Below are 19,918 nucleotides of genomic sequence, written 5' to 3'. Positions count from 1 at the left end.
ATAATCAAGCCCTACCATCCACAATTTTTATCAATACTCATACCAGTCGGGCCACCATTGTTGTAATTTCCGGCGTATCTCCTCTTCGCGGGCATTAACACCAGGTTCGAAAAATTTCTTCCCTTTAAGATCATCCGGTAAAAAATTCTGTTTCGCGAAATTCCCCGGGAAGTCGTGCGAATATTTATATTCCTTTCCATAGCCAATTTGTTTCATCAGCTTGGTAGGAGCGTTGCGTAAATGAAGCGGAACGGGCAAGTGAGCTGTGTTTTTTGCCGCCTCGATGGCATCAGCAATAGCAAGATAACTTGCATTACTTTTCGGGGACGTGGCGAGATAAATCGCTACCTGCGACAAAATAATTCTACATTCCGGATATCCGATTACATTCACAGCCTGCATACAGGCATTTGCCATAATCATCGCAGTTGGATTGGCATTTCCAATATCTTCTGAAGCCATGATCAGCATTCTCCTGGCGATAAAGGAAGGATCTTCACCAGCCACAATCATTCGCGCCATCCAGTACACGGCGCCATTAGGGTCACTTCCGCGTAAAGATTTTATAAATGCCGAAATAATATCATAATGCTGTTCTCCGGACTTATCATAACGCGCAATATTTTGCTGGGCGACTTCGGTAACCCAGTCATCCGAAATTTCCATTTCTTCAACATCACCTTTCCCCAAAACGACCAGTTCCAAAAGATTAAGCAGTTTTCTGCCGTCGCCGCCAGAAAGTCTTAGTAAAGCATCATAAGATGTAAAAGTGATTTTCTTCTGTTTCAGCCATTCATCCTTTGTCAAAGCGCGCTCGATTAACGCTTTCAGCTCATCTTCTCCAAAGGCTTCAAGAATATAAACCTGGCAGCGGGAGAGTAGAGCGGAATTAATTTCAAAAGAGGGGTTTTCGGTAGTAGCGCCAATAAGCGTTACCTGGCCTTTTTCAACGGCACCAAGTAAGGCGTCCTGTTGATTTTTATTATACCGATGAATTTCGTCAATGAAAAGAATAGGAGGGAAAAGGCCCGAAGGTCGGGCCAAAACTTCTCTTAACTCTTTAACCCCCGAATTAATTGCGCTGAGATTATAAAATTGTCTTTTGGTAGCATCCGCAAGCATGAGTGCAAGCGTAGTTTTCCCCACACCGGGAGGTCCCCATAAAATCATCGATGGAATTGTATTTTGTAAAATAGCTCTTCGCAGAGATCCGTTTTTGCCCAGTAATTTTTCTTGTCCGATATAATCATCCAGTATACGAGGTCTTAATCTTTCGGCAAGCGGTGTGGCAATCGGTGATATCATGATTGAGAATAAAGTTTTTCAGTTTGTTGTATCAAGATAACAAATCTTGGCAATGAAGCATTCAATAATGTATTTGAAGTGTTTGTAAAATATTGATAATCAAAATTTTGTATTTATTGTTGAATTTAAAAAAGAAAAAAGCGTAACAAATGCTACGCTTTTTTCAACCAGGTATTAATATTTTCAGATCAGAAAGTAAGGCGATCCAATGTCATTTGTTTTTTAAGATTCCCCAACGCACCAAAAACCAGGTTATAAACGGATTGGATGTTAATTTTCATCAAATCTGCAATTTCGTGGTTATTCAGGTTCATGTAAAATTTCAAAAATATAGCTTCACGCTGGCGGCGGGGAAGTCCGTTGATCGCTACATTTAAATGTTGGTTGGTAGAATCAAATTCCTCCTCAGAAATCATATGGTTCTCATGAGACGGCGTGTGGATATGCCAGTATTCAACCGGGATATCTTCGTTGCTCGTATGCTTTTGCTGGGCGTTCAAATGGCGTACCAGTTTTCTCTTAATAGAGGCCATAAGATAAAACCGAACAGAAGTGGTATCACCCAATGTTGCCCGGTTCTTCCATAATTCCACAAACAAATCGTGAATGCAATCTTTAATCAGCGGCTTATCAATCGTAAACTGTGAGCAGTACTGATAAAGGATGTGAACGTACGAGCGATAAAGGCAGGCATAAGCGTTCTCGTCTCCTTTTCTGAACTGGTCCCAAAAACAAAGTTCTTCTTCTTGTTTGTAGCGTAAGTGAGCCATTGTAAGGTTAGGAATTTAATTGGGGTTAGGAATATAATTTAATAAGGGTCATTTTTACACTTGTAAATATATTTATAAAAAAACGTATTAAAAAAATATTTTCCAGAAAAAATTACATCTGATAGGTTTATCTTGCTATAATCCCCAATTAGTAACCTATTGTATAGATAAAGGTACAAATTCAAACTTTTCACCATCGAAAAGTCCGCGGTCGCTTAGTTTAATATAAGGAATTACTAATAAAGCCATAAAAGATAAAGTCATGTAAGGTGACATCAAAGTCGATTTCAACTGCGTTTTTACGAATTGATCCAGTTGCGTGTAAGAAGCTGCAACTTCGTATCCGTCCACATCAGACATAAGTCCTGCTATGGGTAATGCCAGCATATGTTTTTCTCCAAACCCAACTGCCGAAACTCCGCCTCTTGCTTCAACTAATAAATTGACTGCGTCACAAATGCTTTGATCATCACAGCCAACAACAATTATATTATGTGAATCGTGTGCTACGGTTGAAGCAATGGCTCCTTCTTTAATCCCAAAGTTCTTAATAAAGGCAACGGCTGGTACTGTATTTTGGTAACGGTTAACAACGGCGATTTTTAAAATATCATGATCAATATCCGATAGAATAAATTCGCCATCGGTTTTATAATTTTCAATCAACAATTGTGTAATCAATTGTCCCTCCAATGCTTCAATTACCCGGATTTTTGGACCTTCAGCAGAGGAAGCCGGAACAGCAAAATCAGCTGCTTCTTTAACAGTACAGTTGAATTGATTAATATGACTACTGCGTAAATCAGGAAGTAAGGATTTCCCATTTTCTGCAACCAGTTCTCCATTCAGATAGGTTTGAAGGATATTAAAATCAGTCATATTATCAATGACGATAAAATCGGCTGCGTCCTGTACACGGAGTAACCCGACTGGCAAATTATAATGAAGTACAGGATTAAGACAGGCAGCGGAAAGTATATTCCAGATATCGTGACCGAGCGCCAACGCGCGTTTTACCAATACATTGATATGTCCTTCTACCAGATTATCAGGATGTTTGTCGTCCGAACAGAACATGATCTTTTCCGGAAATTCTGCCAGTAATGGAATTAGTGCGTCAAAATTCCTCGCAGCACTTCCTTCTCGGATCAGGATTTTTACACCATATCCAATTTTCTCTTTTGCTTCGTCATAAGTGAAACATTCGTGATCAGTAGTCATGCCGGCTTCTGCATATTTTTTTGCGGCTTCACCACGAAGCCCGGGTGCGTGTCCGTCGATAGGCTTATTAAAATGTTTCGCCCAGTTTATTTTGGCAATCATGTCCGGATCGCCATTTAAAACACCAGGGAAATTCATGACTTCTGCCAGATAACCGATGTCGTCACTTGCTAGTAATTTTTTGACATCATCCGGATCGACAACAGCTCCTGCTGTTTCAAAAATCGTAGCAGGAACGCATGAAGGAGCACCGAAACAAAACTTAAACGGAACTCTTTTTCCATCTTCAATCATATATTCTACTCCCTGCACGCCCATTACATTGGCGATTTCATGCGGATCAGAAACGGTAGCCACGGTTCCATGTACTACCGAAAGTTTTGCAAATTGTGAAGGTGTTAACATAGAGCTTTCAACATGCACGTGCGCATCCACAAAGCCTGGCAGAATATATGGTAATGATGGGTTTTCTTTTCCTATTATATAGATCTTGGAAATGATTTTGTTTTCAATTGTAATCTCAGCTTCCTTAACTGATTTTTCAAATATATTGATAAGATTGGCTTTCATTGGTTGGTTTTAGCTGTTAGGCGATAGCGTTTGACTTTGGTTGCACAAGGTAGATATTATATTTAAAAGGAGATTTTAAGATGGAGGTTTTTGCTGATTGGGTTTATGAATCTTTATGGTTTTTAGAAACGTTTCTTACCCGTCGGACGGCGGAAAAAGCCGTCCGACGGGTGGCTCGAACCAGATTCTTCGAAACTTGACATCTTTTCAGATAGGTTGGTCAAGCCAGATTTTGTGAACGGGCGACCCGTCCGACGGTTTTTTCTACCGTCGGACGGGTAGGCAAACTATCAAGCTTCTTAAATTTTTTTTAGATAAAATCCATTAATCACAAAAGCACCGGACTCGCCCGATACCCCTTTTGATACTGCAACGGACTTTTCCCTGTATGGATTTTGAAGTATTTATTGAAATTGGCGAAGTTATTAAACCCGCTTTCATAGCAGATCTGGGCTACACTCAGTTTTCCGTCAATCAATAATTTACAGGTATGACCAATCCGCAGTTCAAGCAAAAACTGAGAATAAGTTTTACGGCTCCGACTCTTAAAATACCGGCAAAAGGAATGTGGACTGATACTGGCAACTTCTGCAATTTCTTCAATCGTTATTTTTCGCTGAAAATTATCAAGAGAATATTTATAAATCTGATTAATCCTGTCCGTATCATATTGATCATATTCTTCCTGATAATGACTGTTGGAAAGTAGTTTGATATCCTTGCTTTGCGCCAGTGTTTCCAGGATTTGGAGCAGAGAAATAACAGGATTTCCCTCTTTTTGATCAAGCAGATTTTGTAATAATGATTTTACCAGATGATTTTCAGGCCCGGATAATTTCATTCCATATTTTGCCTTATCCAGCAATTCGTTGATGGATTTATTTTCAGGCAGGTTTCTGAAAACTTCCCCAAACAATTCAGCAGAAAAATGTAAAACCGTTGCCTGGGCATATAATTTTGAATCTCCCTGGAAATATTTTTCATCACAACGCCAGTAATGCGGCAGATTTGAACCTATTAAAAGAAGATCCCCGCTTTGAAAATGCTGAATATTATCGCCTACAAACTGAGTTCCCGAGCCTTGTTCAATATGGACCAGTTCCATTTCAGGATGATAATGCCAGCGGTTATAGAAATATAGAACAACGTCTCTTCTAATGCTGAAAGATTGCTGCAAACCTTTGGGGACTTTCAGTAATTGTGGTTTCACAGTTATAATGTCATGATTTATACACTTATCATATACTTTATGCCAAAATTATTGAAAAATATGCTATAATAGTGAAACATGACCTTTTAATATTTCTATTCATTTGTATAAAAATTCAATAGAAAATATTGGTATTTTTATTTTAGATAACTTGATGTACTATTTCGGTCCTTTTGCAGTATATAATAATGATCGCTGCTTTTGGTAAACCGGGTAAAAGCTGATTATTTCGTCTGTGTAATTGTAGTCTGAAATATTCTTTTACATCATGTTATTTCAAATTCACCAATCATGAACTTTATTAATACATATTTTCTCTTGAGAGTACTATGGCGTCCAATCTTTTAAAAATTCACCCCTCTGATAATGTTATTGTAGCGTTGAGGGATTTACCAACCGGGGCAGAGGCAGAATGGAACGGGGTAAGTTATCGGCTGCCTTACGGCGTTTCTTCTAAACATAAATTTGTAACAGAAGATATAGAAACCGGCGGAGCAATTATTATGTACGGCGTTTTGGTAGGTCGCGCGAAGCAGCCGATCAAACGTGGCGAACCGATCACAACTTTTAATTTAAAACACGATTCTCAGGATTACAGCACTGCAAATCGTCAACCATATTTATATACCCAGCCAGATGTAAGCCGCTGGGAAGGTCGGACTTTTAAAGGTTATCATCGTGCAGATGGTCGTGTAGGGACATACAACTACTGGCTGGTGCTGCCGCTTGTTTTTTGTGAAAACAGAAACGTGCTGATCATGAAAGATGCTTTCGAGCGTGAACTTGGTTATGCACAGACCGATATGTACCGCGGACAGGTTGCAGAATTTTTAAAAGCGTATCAGTCTGGTGATATGTCAAAGATGCAAAATCTTGGAGGGTTTTCGGAGCCAACAAGAGAGCAGCAAACTAAAAATCGCCCTTTCCCGAATGTGGACGGAATTAAATTCCTGACACATGAAGGTGGCTGCGGCGGAACACGTACGGATGCGAACACACTTTGTGCGCTTTTTGCGGCTTATGCGGTCCATCCAAACGTAGCAGGAATTACGGTTTTAAGTTTAGGGTGCCAAAATTCCGAGTTGCAGACTTTGGAGGACGAGATCAAAAAACGGGACCCGAATTTTAACAAACCGTTTTATGCTTTTGAACACCAAAAAGGAACGGAATATTCGCTGGTTTCCGGGGCTATCAAGTCTACTTTTTTAGGTTTAACAGAAATGAACAAACAGGAACGTGAAGACGCTCCGTTGTCGAAACTTGCCGTTGGATTGAAATGCGGAGGTTCTGATGGCTTTTCAGGAATTTCGGCAAATCCGGTTTTAGGTCATTTATCTGATATTATTGTTGGGTTAGGCGGACAAACGCTTTTGGCCGAATTTCCTGAACTTAATGGCGTTGAGCAGGAATTGCTGAACCGTTGTGTAACCGAAGAAAAGGCAGCGAAATTTGAAAAATTAATGCGTGAATACGCAGGAAAAGCCGAAGCCGTAGGTTCAGCTTTCGCCTTCAATCCTTCGCCGGGAAATATTAAAGACGGCTTGATCACCGATGCGATTAAATCGGCCGGAGCTGCCAAAAAAGGTGGAAACGCTTATATTTCTGATGTTTTAAATTATACAGAAAGAGCAACTGTTCCAGGTCTGGCGTTGGTTTGTACACCAGGAAATGATGTGGAAGCGACTACTGGACAAACGGCTGCGGGAGCAAATATTATTTTATTTACAACCGGATTAGGAACGCCAACAGGTAACCCGATTTGCCCGGTTGCGAAAGTTGCAACCAATACAATTCTGGCTAACCGTATGCCTGATGTAATCGATTTTGATTGCGGACCGGTTGTTGACGGATCTCAGTCATTGGAAGAAAATGCGGATCATTTGCTGGAATATGTGATAAAAGTAGCCAGCGGGGAACTTACAAAAGCACAGCAATTGGGTCAGGATGACTTTATTCCTTGGAAAAGAGGTGTTTCCCTTTAATTGAGAAATTCTAACTTAGTGACAAATATTAACCCAAGGATTTATCCTTGGGATGGTGGACAGGGCAACCAATTCCTCGGGATTTATCCCGAAGTGTTTATATTAACTCAGGGATTTATCCTTGGGCAGTGAGATACTTCCTCCGCGGATCGGGATTTATCCCGGCGACAAGGATTAGTTTTCGAGTAAAGTTATTCATCAAAAGTCTTTTCAAACAGACTCTTGATCTTATATTAAATTGTAAAATACATGTTTGATTTAACTGGTAAAGTGGCATTGGTAACCGGTGGCGCAAGCGGAATCGGATTGGCAATATCCAAAACCTTTGCAAAACAGGGCGCACATGTCCATATTCTTGAACTAAATATTGATCTTGCCAATCAGGTTGTAGCGGATATTAAAAGCGAAGGAGGAAGCGCAGAAGCACATGCTATTGATATATCACAGCAGGCCGATGTTGTAAAAGTTATTGATGGAATTGCTGAAAAAGCGACAATCAATATTCTGGTAAACAACGCCGGAATAGCTCATGTTGGCAAGGCAGACAATACAGCCGAAACAGATTTTGACCGCGTTATCAATGTGAATGTAAAGGGCGTTTATAATTGCCTTTTCGCAACGATTCCACATTTGAAAAAAGCAGGTGGCGGAGTTATTTTGAACATGGCATCTATTGCAGCAACAGTAGGTATTCCTGATCGTTTTGCTTATTCAACTGCAAAAGGAGCTGTTTTTTCTATGACATTATCTGTTGCACGTGATTATCTGGCCGATGGAATTCGTTGCAACAGCGTTTCCCCGGCTCGTGTTCATACGCCTTTTGTGGATGGTTTTATTTCGAAAAATTACCCGGGACAAGAAGCTGAAATGTTTGAGAAACTGTCAAAAACCCAACCCATCGGACGTATGGCAAAACCTTCGGAAATAGGTGCACTGGCACTATACCTCTGCTCAGACGAAGCCTCATTCATCACAGGCTGTGATTACCTGATCGATGGAGGATTCGAAAAACTAAATAACTAATTATTTATAGGTTACACAGAGTGCCACAGAGTTAAAAAGAGGTACACAGAGTTTTATTTTATTGAGTAAATTTTTTTATAAAAACTCTGTGTACCTCCTTTTAAACTCCTATTTCCTCTGTGTAACAACAAAAAACACAATATGAAATTTTTCCGCTTTGGCGCATACGAACAAGAAAAACCTGGTGTAGCATTAACAAATGGCGAACTGCTTGATGTTTCTGCTTTTGGTGAAGATTATAATGAGAAATTTTTTGCGACGGATGGTTTGAACCGTCTTGCGGACTGGCTGACTACAAATTCAGAATCAGCGCCTCGCGTTGAAAAAGGGTTTCGCTTCGGTTCATGCATAGCGCGTCCTTCCAAAATTGTTTGTATTGGAATGAATTATGCAAAACATGCATATGAATCCGGTGCAACCGAGCTTCCAAAAGAGCCGATTGTATTTTTTAAATCTACTTCTGCTTTGGTTGGTCCAAATGATCAGGTCATTATTCCTCGTAATTCTGTGAAAACGGACTGGGAAGTTGAACTTGCAGTGATCATTGGTAAGAAAACGAGTTATGTTGAAGAAGCGGATGCTTTGAATTATGTAGCCGGATATGCTGTTCACAATGATTATTCAGAACGTGAATTTCAGTTAGAGCGCGGCGGACAATGGGTAAAAGGAAAAAGTAATGACACTTTCGCTCCAATCGGACCCTATTTTGTTCCATCTTCGGAAGTTGCCAATGCGAATGATCTTAATCTCTGGTTGTCATTAAACGGTAAGAAAATTCAGGATAGCACGACTTCCGATATGATTTTTCATGTACCGTTTTTAGTAAGTTATCTGAGCCAGTTTATGACTTTGCTTCCAGGTGATGTTATTTCAACAGGAACGCCGGCAGGTGTTGGTTTGGGTATGAAACCACCATTTTATTTGAAACCAGGTGACGTTGTAGAACTTGGAATTGAAGGTTTGGGCGAACAAAGACAAGAAGCAATTGCCTGGAAATCATTATAATTCAGCATTTTGAAATGAAGTTTTTATAAAAATTTCATTTCAAAATCTATCATCAAAATATAAAAAATGGTAATCGATTCGCATCAGCATTTTTGGGTTTATGACGAGGAAAGAGATTCCTGGATCACACCGGAAATGGAAAAAATACGCAAAAATTTCCTCCCGGCAGATTTGGAGCCTGTTTTAAAAACCAATGGCGTGGATGGCTGTGTGGTGGTTCAGGCGGATCAGTCTAATCAGGAAACAGAGTTTTTGCTGCAAATGGCTGAATCGAATGATTTTATCAAAGGAGTTGTAGGCTGGATTGATTTGCGTGCTGATAATTTATATGACCGTCTGGAAGTTTGTTCACAATTTGAAAAATTAAAAGGTTTTCGTCACGTGGTACAAGGCGAACGCGATGGTTTTTTGGAACAACCGGATTTTATTAAAGGTGTAAGACAGCTTACTGCTTTTAATTTTACTTACGATATTCTGGTTTATCCGACGCAACTGGAAGCCAGTTATATTTTCGCAAAAGAATTGCCAAATGTTCGTTTTGTATTGGATCACATTGCAAAACCTTATATCAAAAAAGGTGAAATCGAAGGTTGGGCAAAAGACATTAAGAAACTTGCTGAATTGCCAAACGTTTCCTGCAAAGTTTCCGGAATGGTAACGGAAGCGGACTGGTACAATTGGAAAAACGAAGATTTTACGCCTTATCTGGATATTGTTTTCGAAGCTTTTGGTGCAAATCGTATACTTTTTGGATCGGATTGGCCGGTTTGTCTGGTAGCAGCAGAATATGGAGCGATGAAAGATATTCTTGCGACTTACGTAGCAAAGTTGTCAAAAGACGAACAGAAGAAAATCTGGGGCGATAACGCAGTGAAATTTTATTCTCTTGATTAAAGAAATATAGTCGTAATGAAAAGATATTGTCTGGCGCTGGATTTGGTAAACGATGCTGAAATGATAGCGGAATACGAAGCACTTCATAAAGCAATCCGTCCTGAAATTGCCAAGAGCATTCTTGATTCCGGTATTACACAAATGGAAATTTTTCGGATTGAAAACCGTCTTTTCATGATCATGGAAACGGAAGATCATTTCAGTTTTGAGAGGAAAGATGCCATGGACGCTGCCAATCCGAAAGTACAGGAATGGGAGAAGTTTGTCTGGAAATATCAGCAGGCACTTCCCTCAGTAAAAGAGGGCGAAAAATGGATGTTGATGAATCAGATTTTTGCCTTGGTTTAAAATAAAAGCTTGAAAAATAGATTTAGCCGATTGAAAAGTAACTTTTAAAACTAGCAAACCACCAGCATACTCAGCAAAAGTCAGGGAAAACTTCTTACAAATTAACAAACGCAGATTATAATTTTTGACCTAATGGTTTTAAATTATGATTTGACAGGAGTCGTTTTACTTAGCTATTTGATAGATTGAAAAAGTTAGTACTGATTATCAGCTTAATATGTTTAACCATTACTTTGATTTCCTCACAGCCGCGTCGGCCGATCGAGATAAAAGTAATGAGTTTCAATGTTCGCCACGGTCTGGATTTGAACGACGAGTCAAATTTGATGGGGATATTGAAAATAATAAAGGAAAACTCACCTCAGTTAGTTGCCTTGCAGGCAGTAGATAGTTTAAAACATAACGGGAAAGTACAGTTTCAGTTGCGACAGCTGGCCATTCAGACTGGCATGTATTATGCCTATGGCGTTGCAGACAGTACGGAAAGTGGTTCTCAGGGAGTTGGATTGTTGTCAAAATGGCCTTTTGAAAAAACGCAGAAATTCATTTTGCCAATGACAAAAGGTTCGGATGCAAGGGTTTTGCAGTGCGGACTTATTCATCCGTCCAAAAATCTGACTTTCCGTTTTTGCAATGCACGTCTGGAGTATGCTTCGGTTGTCGACAGAGCCTTGCAGGCTGCTTTTGTAAATCAGATGCTGCAAGGTAGTATTCAGCCGGTTGTGATCGGGATGGATATGGGGGCGAGGCCAAACGAGCAGTCTTATTTTTCTTTCCGTAAAAAATGGCAGGATGCAGCGCGTGGATCGCAAATGGAAACCTGGAATGAAGGACTTCCCGGCGACAGGATGGATTATATTTTTGTATTAATGAATAATAAGGTAAGGGTGAAAAGATATAAGGTGATCAAAAATCACCCGGAAGTTTCGGATCACTACCCAATAATGGCCACCATTGAATTTTGGTAAACACATGGATTATTCTCATTTAAAAATCGGGCTTTTTATTCCCTGTTATGTCGATCAGTTTTATCCGCAGGTCGGAATTGCGACTTTGGAATTACTTGAAAAGTTGGGCTGCACGGTTGGTTTTCCAACAAACCAGACATGCTGCGGCCAGCCCATGGCAAACTCCGGATTTGAACATCTGACAAAAGATTGCAATCATCTTTTTTATGATTCATTCTCGGCCTTTGATTACGTCGTTGCACCTTCCGGAAGTTGTGTTTTGCATATCAAAGAGCATTTGAAGCTGGAAAATCGTGAGAATGATTCAAAGGTTATGCGTAAAAAGGTATATGAATTGGTTGAGTTTATAACTGACGTACTTAAAATTGATGAAATCGAAGCTGAGTTTCCACATCGTGTAGGTTTGCATCAGGGTTGTCACGGACAGCGCGGTTTGCATCTTTCACAAATGTCAGAATTGAATGCTGCACCTTATAATAAACCGGAAACACTTTTAAAAAAAGTAAATGGTTTAGAGCTCGTTGATTTGGATAGAAAAGACGAATGCTGCGGATTTGGCGGAACTTTCTGTGTGAGCGAGGAAGCAGTTTCTGTGAAAATGGGCAAGGATCGGGTTTCTGACCACATTCGTCATCATGCAGAATATATCACCGGATCTGATATGAGTTGCCTTTTACATCTGGAAGGGATTTTGAAAAGAAGAAATTCTCCGGTCCTGGTAAAACATATTGCCGAGATTTTGAACAGTACTGTAAAAAAACAAATACCGGTACCCAATCATTGAGCACCGGCATTTTACAAAGTTTTACGGAAATTAGAATCTGAGAAGAGTCAGTCGTTTAGTTTATTGAAGAAACGACGCGGCTCGTTTTAGTCAAGATATCAAACGTCTGTGAAGCCTTCTCTTTTCCGTCCGTAATTTCGAATGTATAAGTACCATCCAAAAGAGTCGAAAGGTCGAAATATTTCACATAGCTTGATTCAGGACGGTGACTTTCTGAAAAAAGAACATTTTTATCAGTATCAAGAATGCGTACGCTAACAAGATTTGATACCGGATTTATATAAGCTACTCTGAATTGCATTGGTTTAACTTGCAGAACTGTCAGTTTGGTTGAAGCTGACTCCGTTTTGTCTGAAGTTGCGATGGCGGTTTGAGCATTAGCTGTAAATGCTGAACCTGATATAAGCATACCAATCAAGGCAGCTGTGAAAAGAGTGTTTTTGGCTTTCATAAGGAGTGAAAATTAAATTGTGTCTAAAAAAAGTTAAATAAAACTTTGATCAGACTCTGTTGCCCCGATCAAAAAACTTTGTGATTCAAATGTATAACATATTGCAATACAATAAAATAGCTTTTTTGAGATTTTGTAAAAGTTGTTTATTAAATAATTTGCAAACTTGAAATAATACAATGAATGTGAAAAGTGCAATTCTTATTCTTTAGAAAATACTATTATCTAATTGTTAACAAAACCATGTCAAAAGCTGTAATTGAACATGCCGACGCGGCGGAGACCTTTAATAAGGATGAATCGTATGTCGATTGGCATGACGAAACCCTTTGGTTTGTCCGGACAAAACGTGATAAATCTTCGAAATTATTGCCTGAATGGGAGAATTTGCGGGAAACTGCATCTCAGATAAAAAACTATGTGCTCTCTCATATGGACGATTTGCTGGAAACATTTGAAAAAAATGCGAAAGCTAACGGAGTTCATGTGCATTGGGCTGCGGATGCGGCTGAGCATAACGAGATTGTTCTGGGTATTTTGAAACAACATAACGTTGACAGGATGATCAAAAGCAAATCCATGCTCACCGAGGAATGCCATATGAATGATTTTCTGACCCAAAACGGAATTGAAGTTATTGACACAGATTTGGGTGAGCGGATTGTGCAATTGCGGAATGAGCCGCCAAGTCATATTGTTTTGCCAGCTATACATTTAAAGAAGAAAGATATTGGTGATCTTTTCCACGAGCATTTGGGGACAGACGCCGGAGCGACAGATCCTCAATATCTGACAGAAGCAGCAAGACAGCATTTACGGGATAAATTTCTAACTCGAAAAGCTGCGCTTACCGGCGTCAATTTTGCAGTTGCGGAAACGGGAGCTTTTGTAGTTTGCACCAATGAAGGAAATGCGGACATGGGCGCGCATCTTGCTGATGTACATATTGCATGTATGGGTTTTGAAAAATTAATTCCGTTGCAGGCACATCTTGGTGTTTTTCTGAGACTTTTGGCAAGAAGTGCTACCGGACAACCTGTTACCACTTACAGCAGTCATTTCAAAACACCAAGAGAAGGTCAGGAAATGCATTTGGTTATTGTGGATAATGGAAGAAGCGCCCAGCTTGGTCGTGCGGATTTCCGTAGTTCTTTAAAATGTATCCGTTGCGGGGCTTGTATGAATACCTGTCCGGTATATAGAAGAAGCGGTGGCCATAGCTATCATAATGCCGTTGCTGGCCCGATTGGTTCTATTTTGGCGCCAAATCTGGACATGACCAAAAATGCCGATCTTCCTTTTGCGAGTACTTTATGCGGAAGCTGTTCCAATGTTTGCCCCGTTAAAATTGACATTCACGACCAGCTTTATAAATGGAGACAGGTTCTGGTTCAGGGCGGGCATGTTCCGCAGGCAAAGGAAATTGGCGTGAAAGCGATGTCTATGGTTTTGTCTCAGCCGAGATTTTACCAATGGTCGGGGAGATTAGGGCGTTCAGTGATGCGGACTTTACCTTTTATGGTAAACAATTCTTTGAACCCCTGGTTTAAACAAAGAGAAATGCCGGAGCCTCCTAAGGAAAGTTTTAGAGACTGGTATGTGCGGAATCGCCAATAATTAAAGCATTGTAATAACATGAGCTCACGTGAAAAAATACTTCAGCAAATCAAGCTGAACAAACCTTCGGGAACAATACTTCCGCTTAATTATACATATGAAAGCAATTATGAAAATACGGAAGCGAAGTTTAAAGAAATACTGGAAGCGATTTATACAGAAGTAATTGTTGTTGACTCACTTTTGGATCTAAAAAATAAAGTCGATGAAATGTATGCTGGCGTAGTAAATAAGGCCACAACAATTCCTGAACTTGCGGACTGGGCAGATTTCAGCTTGCAAATGTCGGATCCGCATGAGCTGGAAATGATCGAAGTGGCGATTTTGCAAGCGGAATTCGGTGTGGCTGAAAATGGGGCCGTCTGGATTTCTGACAATCATTTACAGCACCGTGTTTTGCCGTTTATTACGCAAAATCTGGCATTTGTAATTCCAAGAAGTGCGTTGGTCAATAACATGCATGATGCCTACAAGCGCCTTACCGAAACTACCGGTTGGGGATGTTTTATTGCCGGTCCTTCCAAGACTGCCGACATTGAACAATCTTTGGTGATCGGAGCCCACGGTGCAAGGAGCATGGTTATCTTTTTAGTGGAGAATTAGTTATCAATTATAATAAGGATAGTTTTCAAGTTAGCCTATAAAAAAGTTCGTCTCCCGCTTACTTTCTTATATTTTTGCAGATATTACCAGTTGCATTTTGACTTTGGCTGCGTAATCAGGCCAAATAATAAACTTTGAAAAGTATGCCAAAAATAATTGTTGCGATTGACGGCTATTCAAGCTGCGGCAAAAGCACGACCGCCAAGCAAGTTGCAAAGCAGCTGAATTACGCCTATATAGACACGGGAGCAATGTACCGTGCCGTAACATTGTTTTTTATCCAGAATCACATTTCTGTTTCGAATCCAAAAGAAATCCAAAAAGTGCTCAGTGATATTCACATCACTTTTCGCAGACATAAAGTAAAGGGAACGAACGATACCTATCTCAATGGATTAAATGTTGAGGATGAAATCAGGAAAATGTATGTTTCCGAGCAGGTTAGTACGGTCAGTGCTGTTGCAGAAGTGCGTCACGCGTTGGTTGCCCAGCAGCAAAGAATGGGGAAAACGAGAGGGATTGTTATGGATGGCCGTGATATTGGAACTGTCGTTTTTCCGCAGGCTGAACTGAAAATTTTCATGACCGCTGATCCAATGATCCGTGCCCAGCGCCGCCAGGCAGAATTGCTGGAAAAAGGAGAGCTGATCGGGTTACAGGAAATTGCTGAAAACCTTAAAATGCGGGATCATATTGATACAACGCGCACTGAAAGTCCCCTTCGTCAGGCAGAAGATGCGATTTATATTGATAATTCATTGATGACGCTTGATGAACAAGTGGAAATGGTGGTTCGTCTTGCTGATGAGCAGATAGGTCTGGTACTTCGTGGTCGTGAAACAAAGTAAAATTTCATGACAGCAAATCTCGATTCGTTTTATGACTATTTAATTGTAGGACAAGGAATTGCAGGGACGTCGCTAGCATGGCATCTGCATAATTCAGGAAAAAAAGTATTATTGGTCAATGATTCATCATTACCATCTTCTTCAAAAGTTGCCGCTGGCATTTTCAATCCGCTTACTGGAAAAAAGCTTGTAAAAACCTGGCTTGCGGGCGATATTTTCCCTTACGCGCAAAATTTTTATTCAGGACTGGAAAAAAAGCTTGATGCGGAGATTCTTCATGAGGCGTCCATTTTCAGACCTTTCCGATCTATTGAGGAGCAAAATTCGTATTTATCCCGTACTTCAGATCCCGGGATTTCTACCTATATTCAGGATACCAAACTGGAAATAATACCTGAACATGTTCATACGCCTTATGGTGGAATGGAGGTGATTCAATCAGGTTGGGTTGACTTGCCTGTTTTGCTTGACAAAAGCAGAGAATATTTTTTGGAAAATAATCAATACCTGGATTCCCCTTTTGCCGCAGATGATTTAATTTTTTCAGGCGAACATGTCATTTGGAAAAATATTACGTTTGATAAAGTAATTCTTTGTCAGGGTTATCTGGCAAAAGACAATAAATACTTCCGCTGGCTGCCTTTTACACCAGTTAAAGGTGAAATTCTGGAAGTGCAAATTGAAAAAATAACGGGCAGTCAGATAGTAAATCAGGGTATTTTTATCCTTCCGGTTACGGGTTCAACGTGTAGGATAGGAGCGACTTATTCCTGGGAAAACCTCAATTGGGATGTTACCGAAAGTGCCAGGGAAGAGCTCGAAGAAAAGTTGAAACCTATATTAAAAGTACCGTATTCAATCACGGGTCAGTCTGCCGGAATCCGGCCTTCTTCGCATGACAGAAGACCGCTGTTAGGCATTCATCCGGATCATCCGCAGCTCGGAATATTCAACGGATTGGGTACAAAGGGTGTCACACTAGCACCTTTTTTTGCGAATCAGTTTTCAGAATATCTTGTGGAGCATAAAGAATTGAGTGATGCAGTGAATATTAAGAGGTATTTTTCGTTATATTTCCGTTGAAGTAAGCAGGAGAAAAATGAGCATAAAATTTATACACAAGCTAGCTATATCGGGTTCTATTTTCGCGTTACTTTTGGTAAGCGTTGAAAGTATTGCACAACGTTATCCCTCTCAGGAAGTCTTCGGGAAAAACCGGGTACAGAATAAAACCTTCACCTGGAAGATTTTCAGGACTACAAATTTCGAAATTTATCACTATCAGGGTGGTACAGCATTAGCTAAACTTACGGCTCAATATGCTGAAAATGAATTTGATAGAATTACTGATGTTTTAGGCTGGACACCATATACCCGTGTGAAAATTTTCCTGTATAACTCACCTCAGGAACTTGAACAAAGTAACATGGGATTGTCAAAACTTGATAATCTTGATGATAAAAAACTGGATCTCGGACAGTCGCGGGTGGAGGTTGCGTACACAGGTGACCAGATAGGATTTAAGAAAAAACTGGTAAAAGATATCAGTCTTCTTTTTGTTTACGACATGCTTTATGGCGGAAATATGAAGGAAGCTCTTCAAAGTTCTTTGCTTCTTACACTTCCGGAATGGTTCATGTCTGGTGCTGCTGCTTATATTTCAGAGGGCTGGTCGCCGGAATTAAATGATTACATGCGTGATTTTTTGAAAAATCGTAATGTTAAAAAACCGACGTTACTTACCGGAAATGACGCAACGCTGATTGGACATTCGATCTGGAATTATATTGCTGAAAAATATGGACGCGATAAAATTTCCGATATCCTGAACCTTACCCGTATCATTCGTACGGAACAGACCAGTATCACAAGTACATTAGGCGTGCCATCGTACAATCGTTTTTTGAGAGACTGGCGTGCGTATTATATGAACATCAACAAAAAGGCGGAACAGTATTATACGGATCCGGCTCCTGTTTGGAAATATAAACTGAATGAATTAAGCGCTTCTGACGCGAATGCGGTTATTAAAGTTTCACCGGATAAAAAATGGACTGCGGTAAGTGAAATGAAAAATGGCCGTTATCGTGTGTATTTATTTGATAGCGAATCGGGCTCTAAAAAAATGATCCGTCAGGGGAAACTGGATATTATCGGAGGAAGGTTAAAAACCCAGCCACCACTTTTAGGCTGGTCAAGAAATAATACGCTTTCCATACTTGCTTCTGAAAATGGTCATCAAAACTTTTATCAATATGAAAATCTTGATACCAAAAAGATAAGAATAAAACTGAGAAGAGTTCTTCGCAGCCTTGACCAGGTCAGCGATATGGATGTTTCAAATGATGGAACGATGCTTGCCGTCAGCGCTGATAAAAATGGACAAAATGATTTATTTCTTGTAAGTGTTTCCCGTACTTCGATTACTGGTCTTACCAACGATTTATACGATGATGTTTCTCCAAGATTTGTTCAGGGATCATCGAGAAAAGTAGTATTTGCTTCAAACCGCCCGACGGATTCTCTTGGAACAGATAAAGGGAATTTCAAAACGATGTCTTCCGGTTTATCACTTTTTGAACATGACGGAGCGCCAAGAGCGGAAGTTGTGACAAGATTAACGCCACTGGACCCGAAAGTTAAAGTTGCTCCGATTTATGCAGATGACAATGATGTTTATTATTTGTCAAATGTAAAAGGCGTAAACAATGTTTTTAAATATAATAAGGCTTCCAATACAAGTTCGCAGCTAACCAATTATATCTACAATATCAGAAATGCGGATATTTCATTAAAATCCGGTGGAGCTATTGCTTACACTTATCTTAATGATGGTTATTACACGGCTGCATTTAAAAATGGATTTGACCCGAACGTTTCGCTTCAGACTCCTTCTTTGGTTAAGGGAGATGTTATAGGTGGTAGTGAAACAAAACCTGTGGTTTCGACGGCTGTTGCCAAGCCGGATTCATCAGCTAGTCCTGTTAAAGCGGAACCTTCTAAATTGGCTTTGAAAGATGGAGAAGTTGATACAGATAACTATGAATTTGACGAAGAAATTCTAAAAACATTCGAATCACGTCAGAGAAGAGGAAGCTTCCCTACAACACCGGCGCTGACAAGAACAAAATCAACTCGTGAGAATATCGCAATAAAAGGTCCATATAATTACAAAGGATTGTTTATTACAAATGACGCAAATTCAGACTGGCGTATTGATCCGATCCGTGGGTTTGGATATGCACAGTCAATTTCTATGAATGATCTGCTCGAAAATCACGTTATTAAAGCAGGGGTGTTTATTTCTTCCAATTTCCGTAACAGCAATCTTTTTGCAGAATATAATTACAATGCGCGCCGTGTTGATTTTGGTATAAGAATTGACAGGCAAGCCTTATATATCGATTCGGAAGTTGCACCGCAGAAATATCGCTTTAATAAGGTAACACTTTCTGCCTCTTATCCATTCTCAACAACGAGTCGTTTTACACTTGCTCCAATGTTCGCGTCGACAAGAAATATTGATTTAATCCTGACGAATCCTGATTTGAAATCAAATTACGGAGCACTCAGAATGGAATATGTATTTGATAATACACGTACAAACGGACTTAACATGATGCAGGGAACCCGGTTTAAAGTTCGTTATGATACTTATATGGGGTTGTCAAACAGCAATGAAAGTTTCAACCGCGTAAGTCTGGATTTCAGACATTATCAAAAAATTCACCGCGATCTTATTCTTGCAGTCAGAGTTGCAGCAAGTCATTCAGGAGGTAAAGCTGCCAAACAAAGTGTTCTGGGCGGTATGGAAAACTGGATTGGGAATAAAAAGGATTCTCGTACAACGGGTGTCAATGCGCTGGATTTCACAAAAGACAACAGAGATATTTTCTTCACTGATTTTGCGACAAATTTGAGAGGGTTTAATTTGAACCGTTTGTCGGGTACGAGTTATATGCTGGCAAATGCAGAATTGAGAATTCCTTTGATCAAATATTTATACCGTGGCGCAATCACTTCAAGCACCCTGAGAAATTTCCAGATTGTCGGATTCGGAGATATCGGTACGGCATGGACAGGAAAAGGGCCATTTAGTGAAAAAAATAGTTTGAACACAGAAATAATCGGAAGCGTGGAAGATCCTTTCAAAGCAACGGTTACCAATTATAGAAATCCATATTTGATGGGTTACGGAATTGGAGCCCGCACGACGGTTTTCGGGATTTATGTTAAATTTGATTATGCATGGGGCGTTGATAACGGCTCCACAAACAAGGCCATTCCTTATGTTACATTGGGATATGATTTTTAAACTT

General features: G+C 40.0%; 17 protein-coding genes. 12 read left to right on the top strand and 5 right to left on the bottom strand.

Features of this window, described 5'->3' with window-relative positions:
* Nucleotides 1–30: 30 nt before the first annotated feature.
* The 4 genes from FDK13_RS07980 to FDK13_RS07965 form a co-directional block, all read right to left on the bottom strand.
* Nucleotides 31–1,302 (bottom strand): replication-associated recombination protein A, encoded by a 1,272-nt coding sequence (locus FDK13_RS07980; RefSeq protein WP_137339693.1) that lies wholly within the window; start codon nt 1,300–1,302, stop codon nt 31–33.
* Nucleotides 1,303–1,493: 191 nt separating this feature from the next.
* Nucleotides 1,494–2,075 carry an RNA polymerase sigma factor gene (locus FDK13_RS07975; protein ID WP_137339464.1) on the bottom strand — a complete coding sequence of 194 codons (582 nt, stop codon included), beginning with the start codon at nt 2,073–2,075 and terminating at the stop codon, nt 1,494–1,496.
* A 156-nt stretch (nt 2,076–2,231) separates the two neighbouring features.
* Nucleotides 2,232–3,866 (bottom strand): adenine deaminase, encoded by a 1,635-nt coding sequence (ade, locus tag FDK13_RS07970; protein WP_137339463.1) that lies wholly within the window; start codon nt 3,864–3,866, stop codon nt 2,232–2,234.
* Between the two features lie 328 nt (nt 3,867–4,194).
* Nucleotides 4,195–5,076, bottom strand: a complete 882-nt coding sequence (locus FDK13_RS07965; protein ID WP_137339462.1) for an AraC family transcriptional regulator — start codon at nt 5,074–5,076, stop codon at nt 4,195–4,197.
* 329 nt (nt 5,077–5,405) lie between these two features.
* Between FDK13_RS07965 and FDK13_RS07960 the strand changes: the two genes are divergently transcribed.
* The 7 genes from FDK13_RS07960 to FDK13_RS07930 all read left to right on the top strand — a co-directional run bounded on the left by FDK13_RS07960 (nt 5,406) and on the right by FDK13_RS07930 (nt 12,080).
* A complete protein-coding gene (locus tag FDK13_RS07960; protein ID WP_137339461.1) occupies nt 5,406–7,058 on the top strand; it encodes a UxaA family hydrolase in 1,653 nt (550 codons plus the stop codon).
* A gap of 249 nt (nt 7,059–7,307) precedes the next feature.
* Nucleotides 7,308–8,081, top strand: a complete 774-nt coding sequence (locus FDK13_RS07955) for an SDR family NAD(P)-dependent oxidoreductase (RefSeq protein WP_137339460.1) — start codon at nt 7,308–7,310, stop codon at nt 8,079–8,081.
* A gap of 141 nt (nt 8,082–8,222) precedes the next feature.
* A complete protein-coding gene (locus FDK13_RS07950; RefSeq protein ID WP_137339459.1) occupies nt 8,223–9,086 on the top strand; it encodes a fumarylacetoacetate hydrolase family protein in 864 nt (287 codons plus the stop codon).
* Between the two features lie 66 nt (nt 9,087–9,152).
* Nucleotides 9,153–9,980, top strand: a complete 828-nt coding sequence (locus FDK13_RS07945; protein ID WP_137339458.1) for an amidohydrolase family protein — start codon at nt 9,153–9,155, stop codon at nt 9,978–9,980.
* A 15-nt stretch (nt 9,981–9,995) separates the two neighbouring features.
* Nucleotides 9,996–10,328 (top strand): L-rhamnose mutarotase, encoded by a 333-nt coding sequence (locus FDK13_RS07940; protein ID WP_137339457.1) that lies wholly within the window; start codon nt 9,996–9,998, stop codon nt 10,326–10,328.
* A gap of 185 nt (nt 10,329–10,513) precedes the next feature.
* Nucleotides 10,514–11,296, top strand: a complete 783-nt coding sequence (locus FDK13_RS07935; protein ID WP_229215951.1) for an endonuclease/exonuclease/phosphatase family protein — start codon at nt 10,514–10,516, stop codon at nt 11,294–11,296.
* 4 nt (nt 11,297–11,300) lie between these two features.
* On the top strand, nt 11,301–12,080 hold the full coding sequence (locus FDK13_RS07930; RefSeq protein WP_137339456.1) for a (Fe-S)-binding protein: 780 nt from the start codon (nt 11,301–11,303) through the stop codon (nt 12,078–12,080).
* A 55-nt stretch (nt 12,081–12,135) separates the two neighbouring features.
* On the opposite strand, the gene FDK13_RS07925 is transcribed toward FDK13_RS07930, so the two are convergent.
* Nucleotides 12,136–12,531: a hypothetical protein gene (locus FDK13_RS07925; protein ID WP_137339455.1), complete on the bottom strand. Its 396-nt coding sequence runs from the start codon at nt 12,529–12,531 to the stop codon at nt 12,136–12,138.
* Between the two features lie 243 nt (nt 12,532–12,774).
* Between FDK13_RS07925 and FDK13_RS07920 the strand changes: the two genes are divergently transcribed.
* The 5 genes from FDK13_RS07920 (at nt 12,775) to FDK13_RS07900 (ending at nt 19,914) form a co-directional block, all read left to right on the top strand.
* Nucleotides 12,775–14,148 (top strand): lactate utilization protein B, encoded by a 1,374-nt coding sequence (locus tag FDK13_RS07920; protein ID WP_137339454.1) that lies wholly within the window; start codon nt 12,775–12,777, stop codon nt 14,146–14,148.
* An 18-nt stretch (nt 14,149–14,166) separates the two neighbouring features.
* Nucleotides 14,167–14,751, top strand: coding sequence for a LutC/YkgG family protein (locus FDK13_RS07915; protein WP_137339453.1), 585 nt, complete (start codon nt 14,167–14,169; stop codon nt 14,749–14,751).
* A gap of 143 nt (nt 14,752–14,894) precedes the next feature.
* Nucleotides 14,895–15,599 carry a (d)CMP kinase gene (gene cmk / locus FDK13_RS07910; RefSeq protein WP_137339452.1) on the top strand — a complete coding sequence of 235 codons (705 nt, stop codon included), beginning with the start codon at nt 14,895–14,897 and terminating at the stop codon, nt 15,597–15,599.
* A gap of 6 nt (nt 15,600–15,605) precedes the next feature.
* Nucleotides 15,606–16,682 (top strand): NAD(P)/FAD-dependent oxidoreductase, encoded by a 1,077-nt coding sequence (locus FDK13_RS07905; RefSeq protein WP_137339451.1) that lies wholly within the window; start codon nt 15,606–15,608, stop codon nt 16,680–16,682.
* A gap of 16 nt (nt 16,683–16,698) precedes the next feature.
* Nucleotides 16,699–19,914, top strand: coding sequence for a hypothetical protein (locus tag FDK13_RS07900; RefSeq protein WP_137339450.1), 3,216 nt, complete (start codon nt 16,699–16,701; stop codon nt 19,912–19,914).
* The last annotated feature ends 4 nt before the right edge of the window (nt 19,915–19,918 follow it).

This window comes from Dyadobacter frigoris, from assembly GCF_005280585.1.
In the GTDB taxonomy this organism is placed as follows: domain Bacteria; phylum Bacteroidota; class Bacteroidia; order Cytophagales; family Spirosomataceae; genus Dyadobacter; species Dyadobacter frigoris.
The sequence above is the reverse complement of the archived record's forward strand: the minus strand, read 5'-3'. Positions and strand labels throughout refer to the sequence as shown.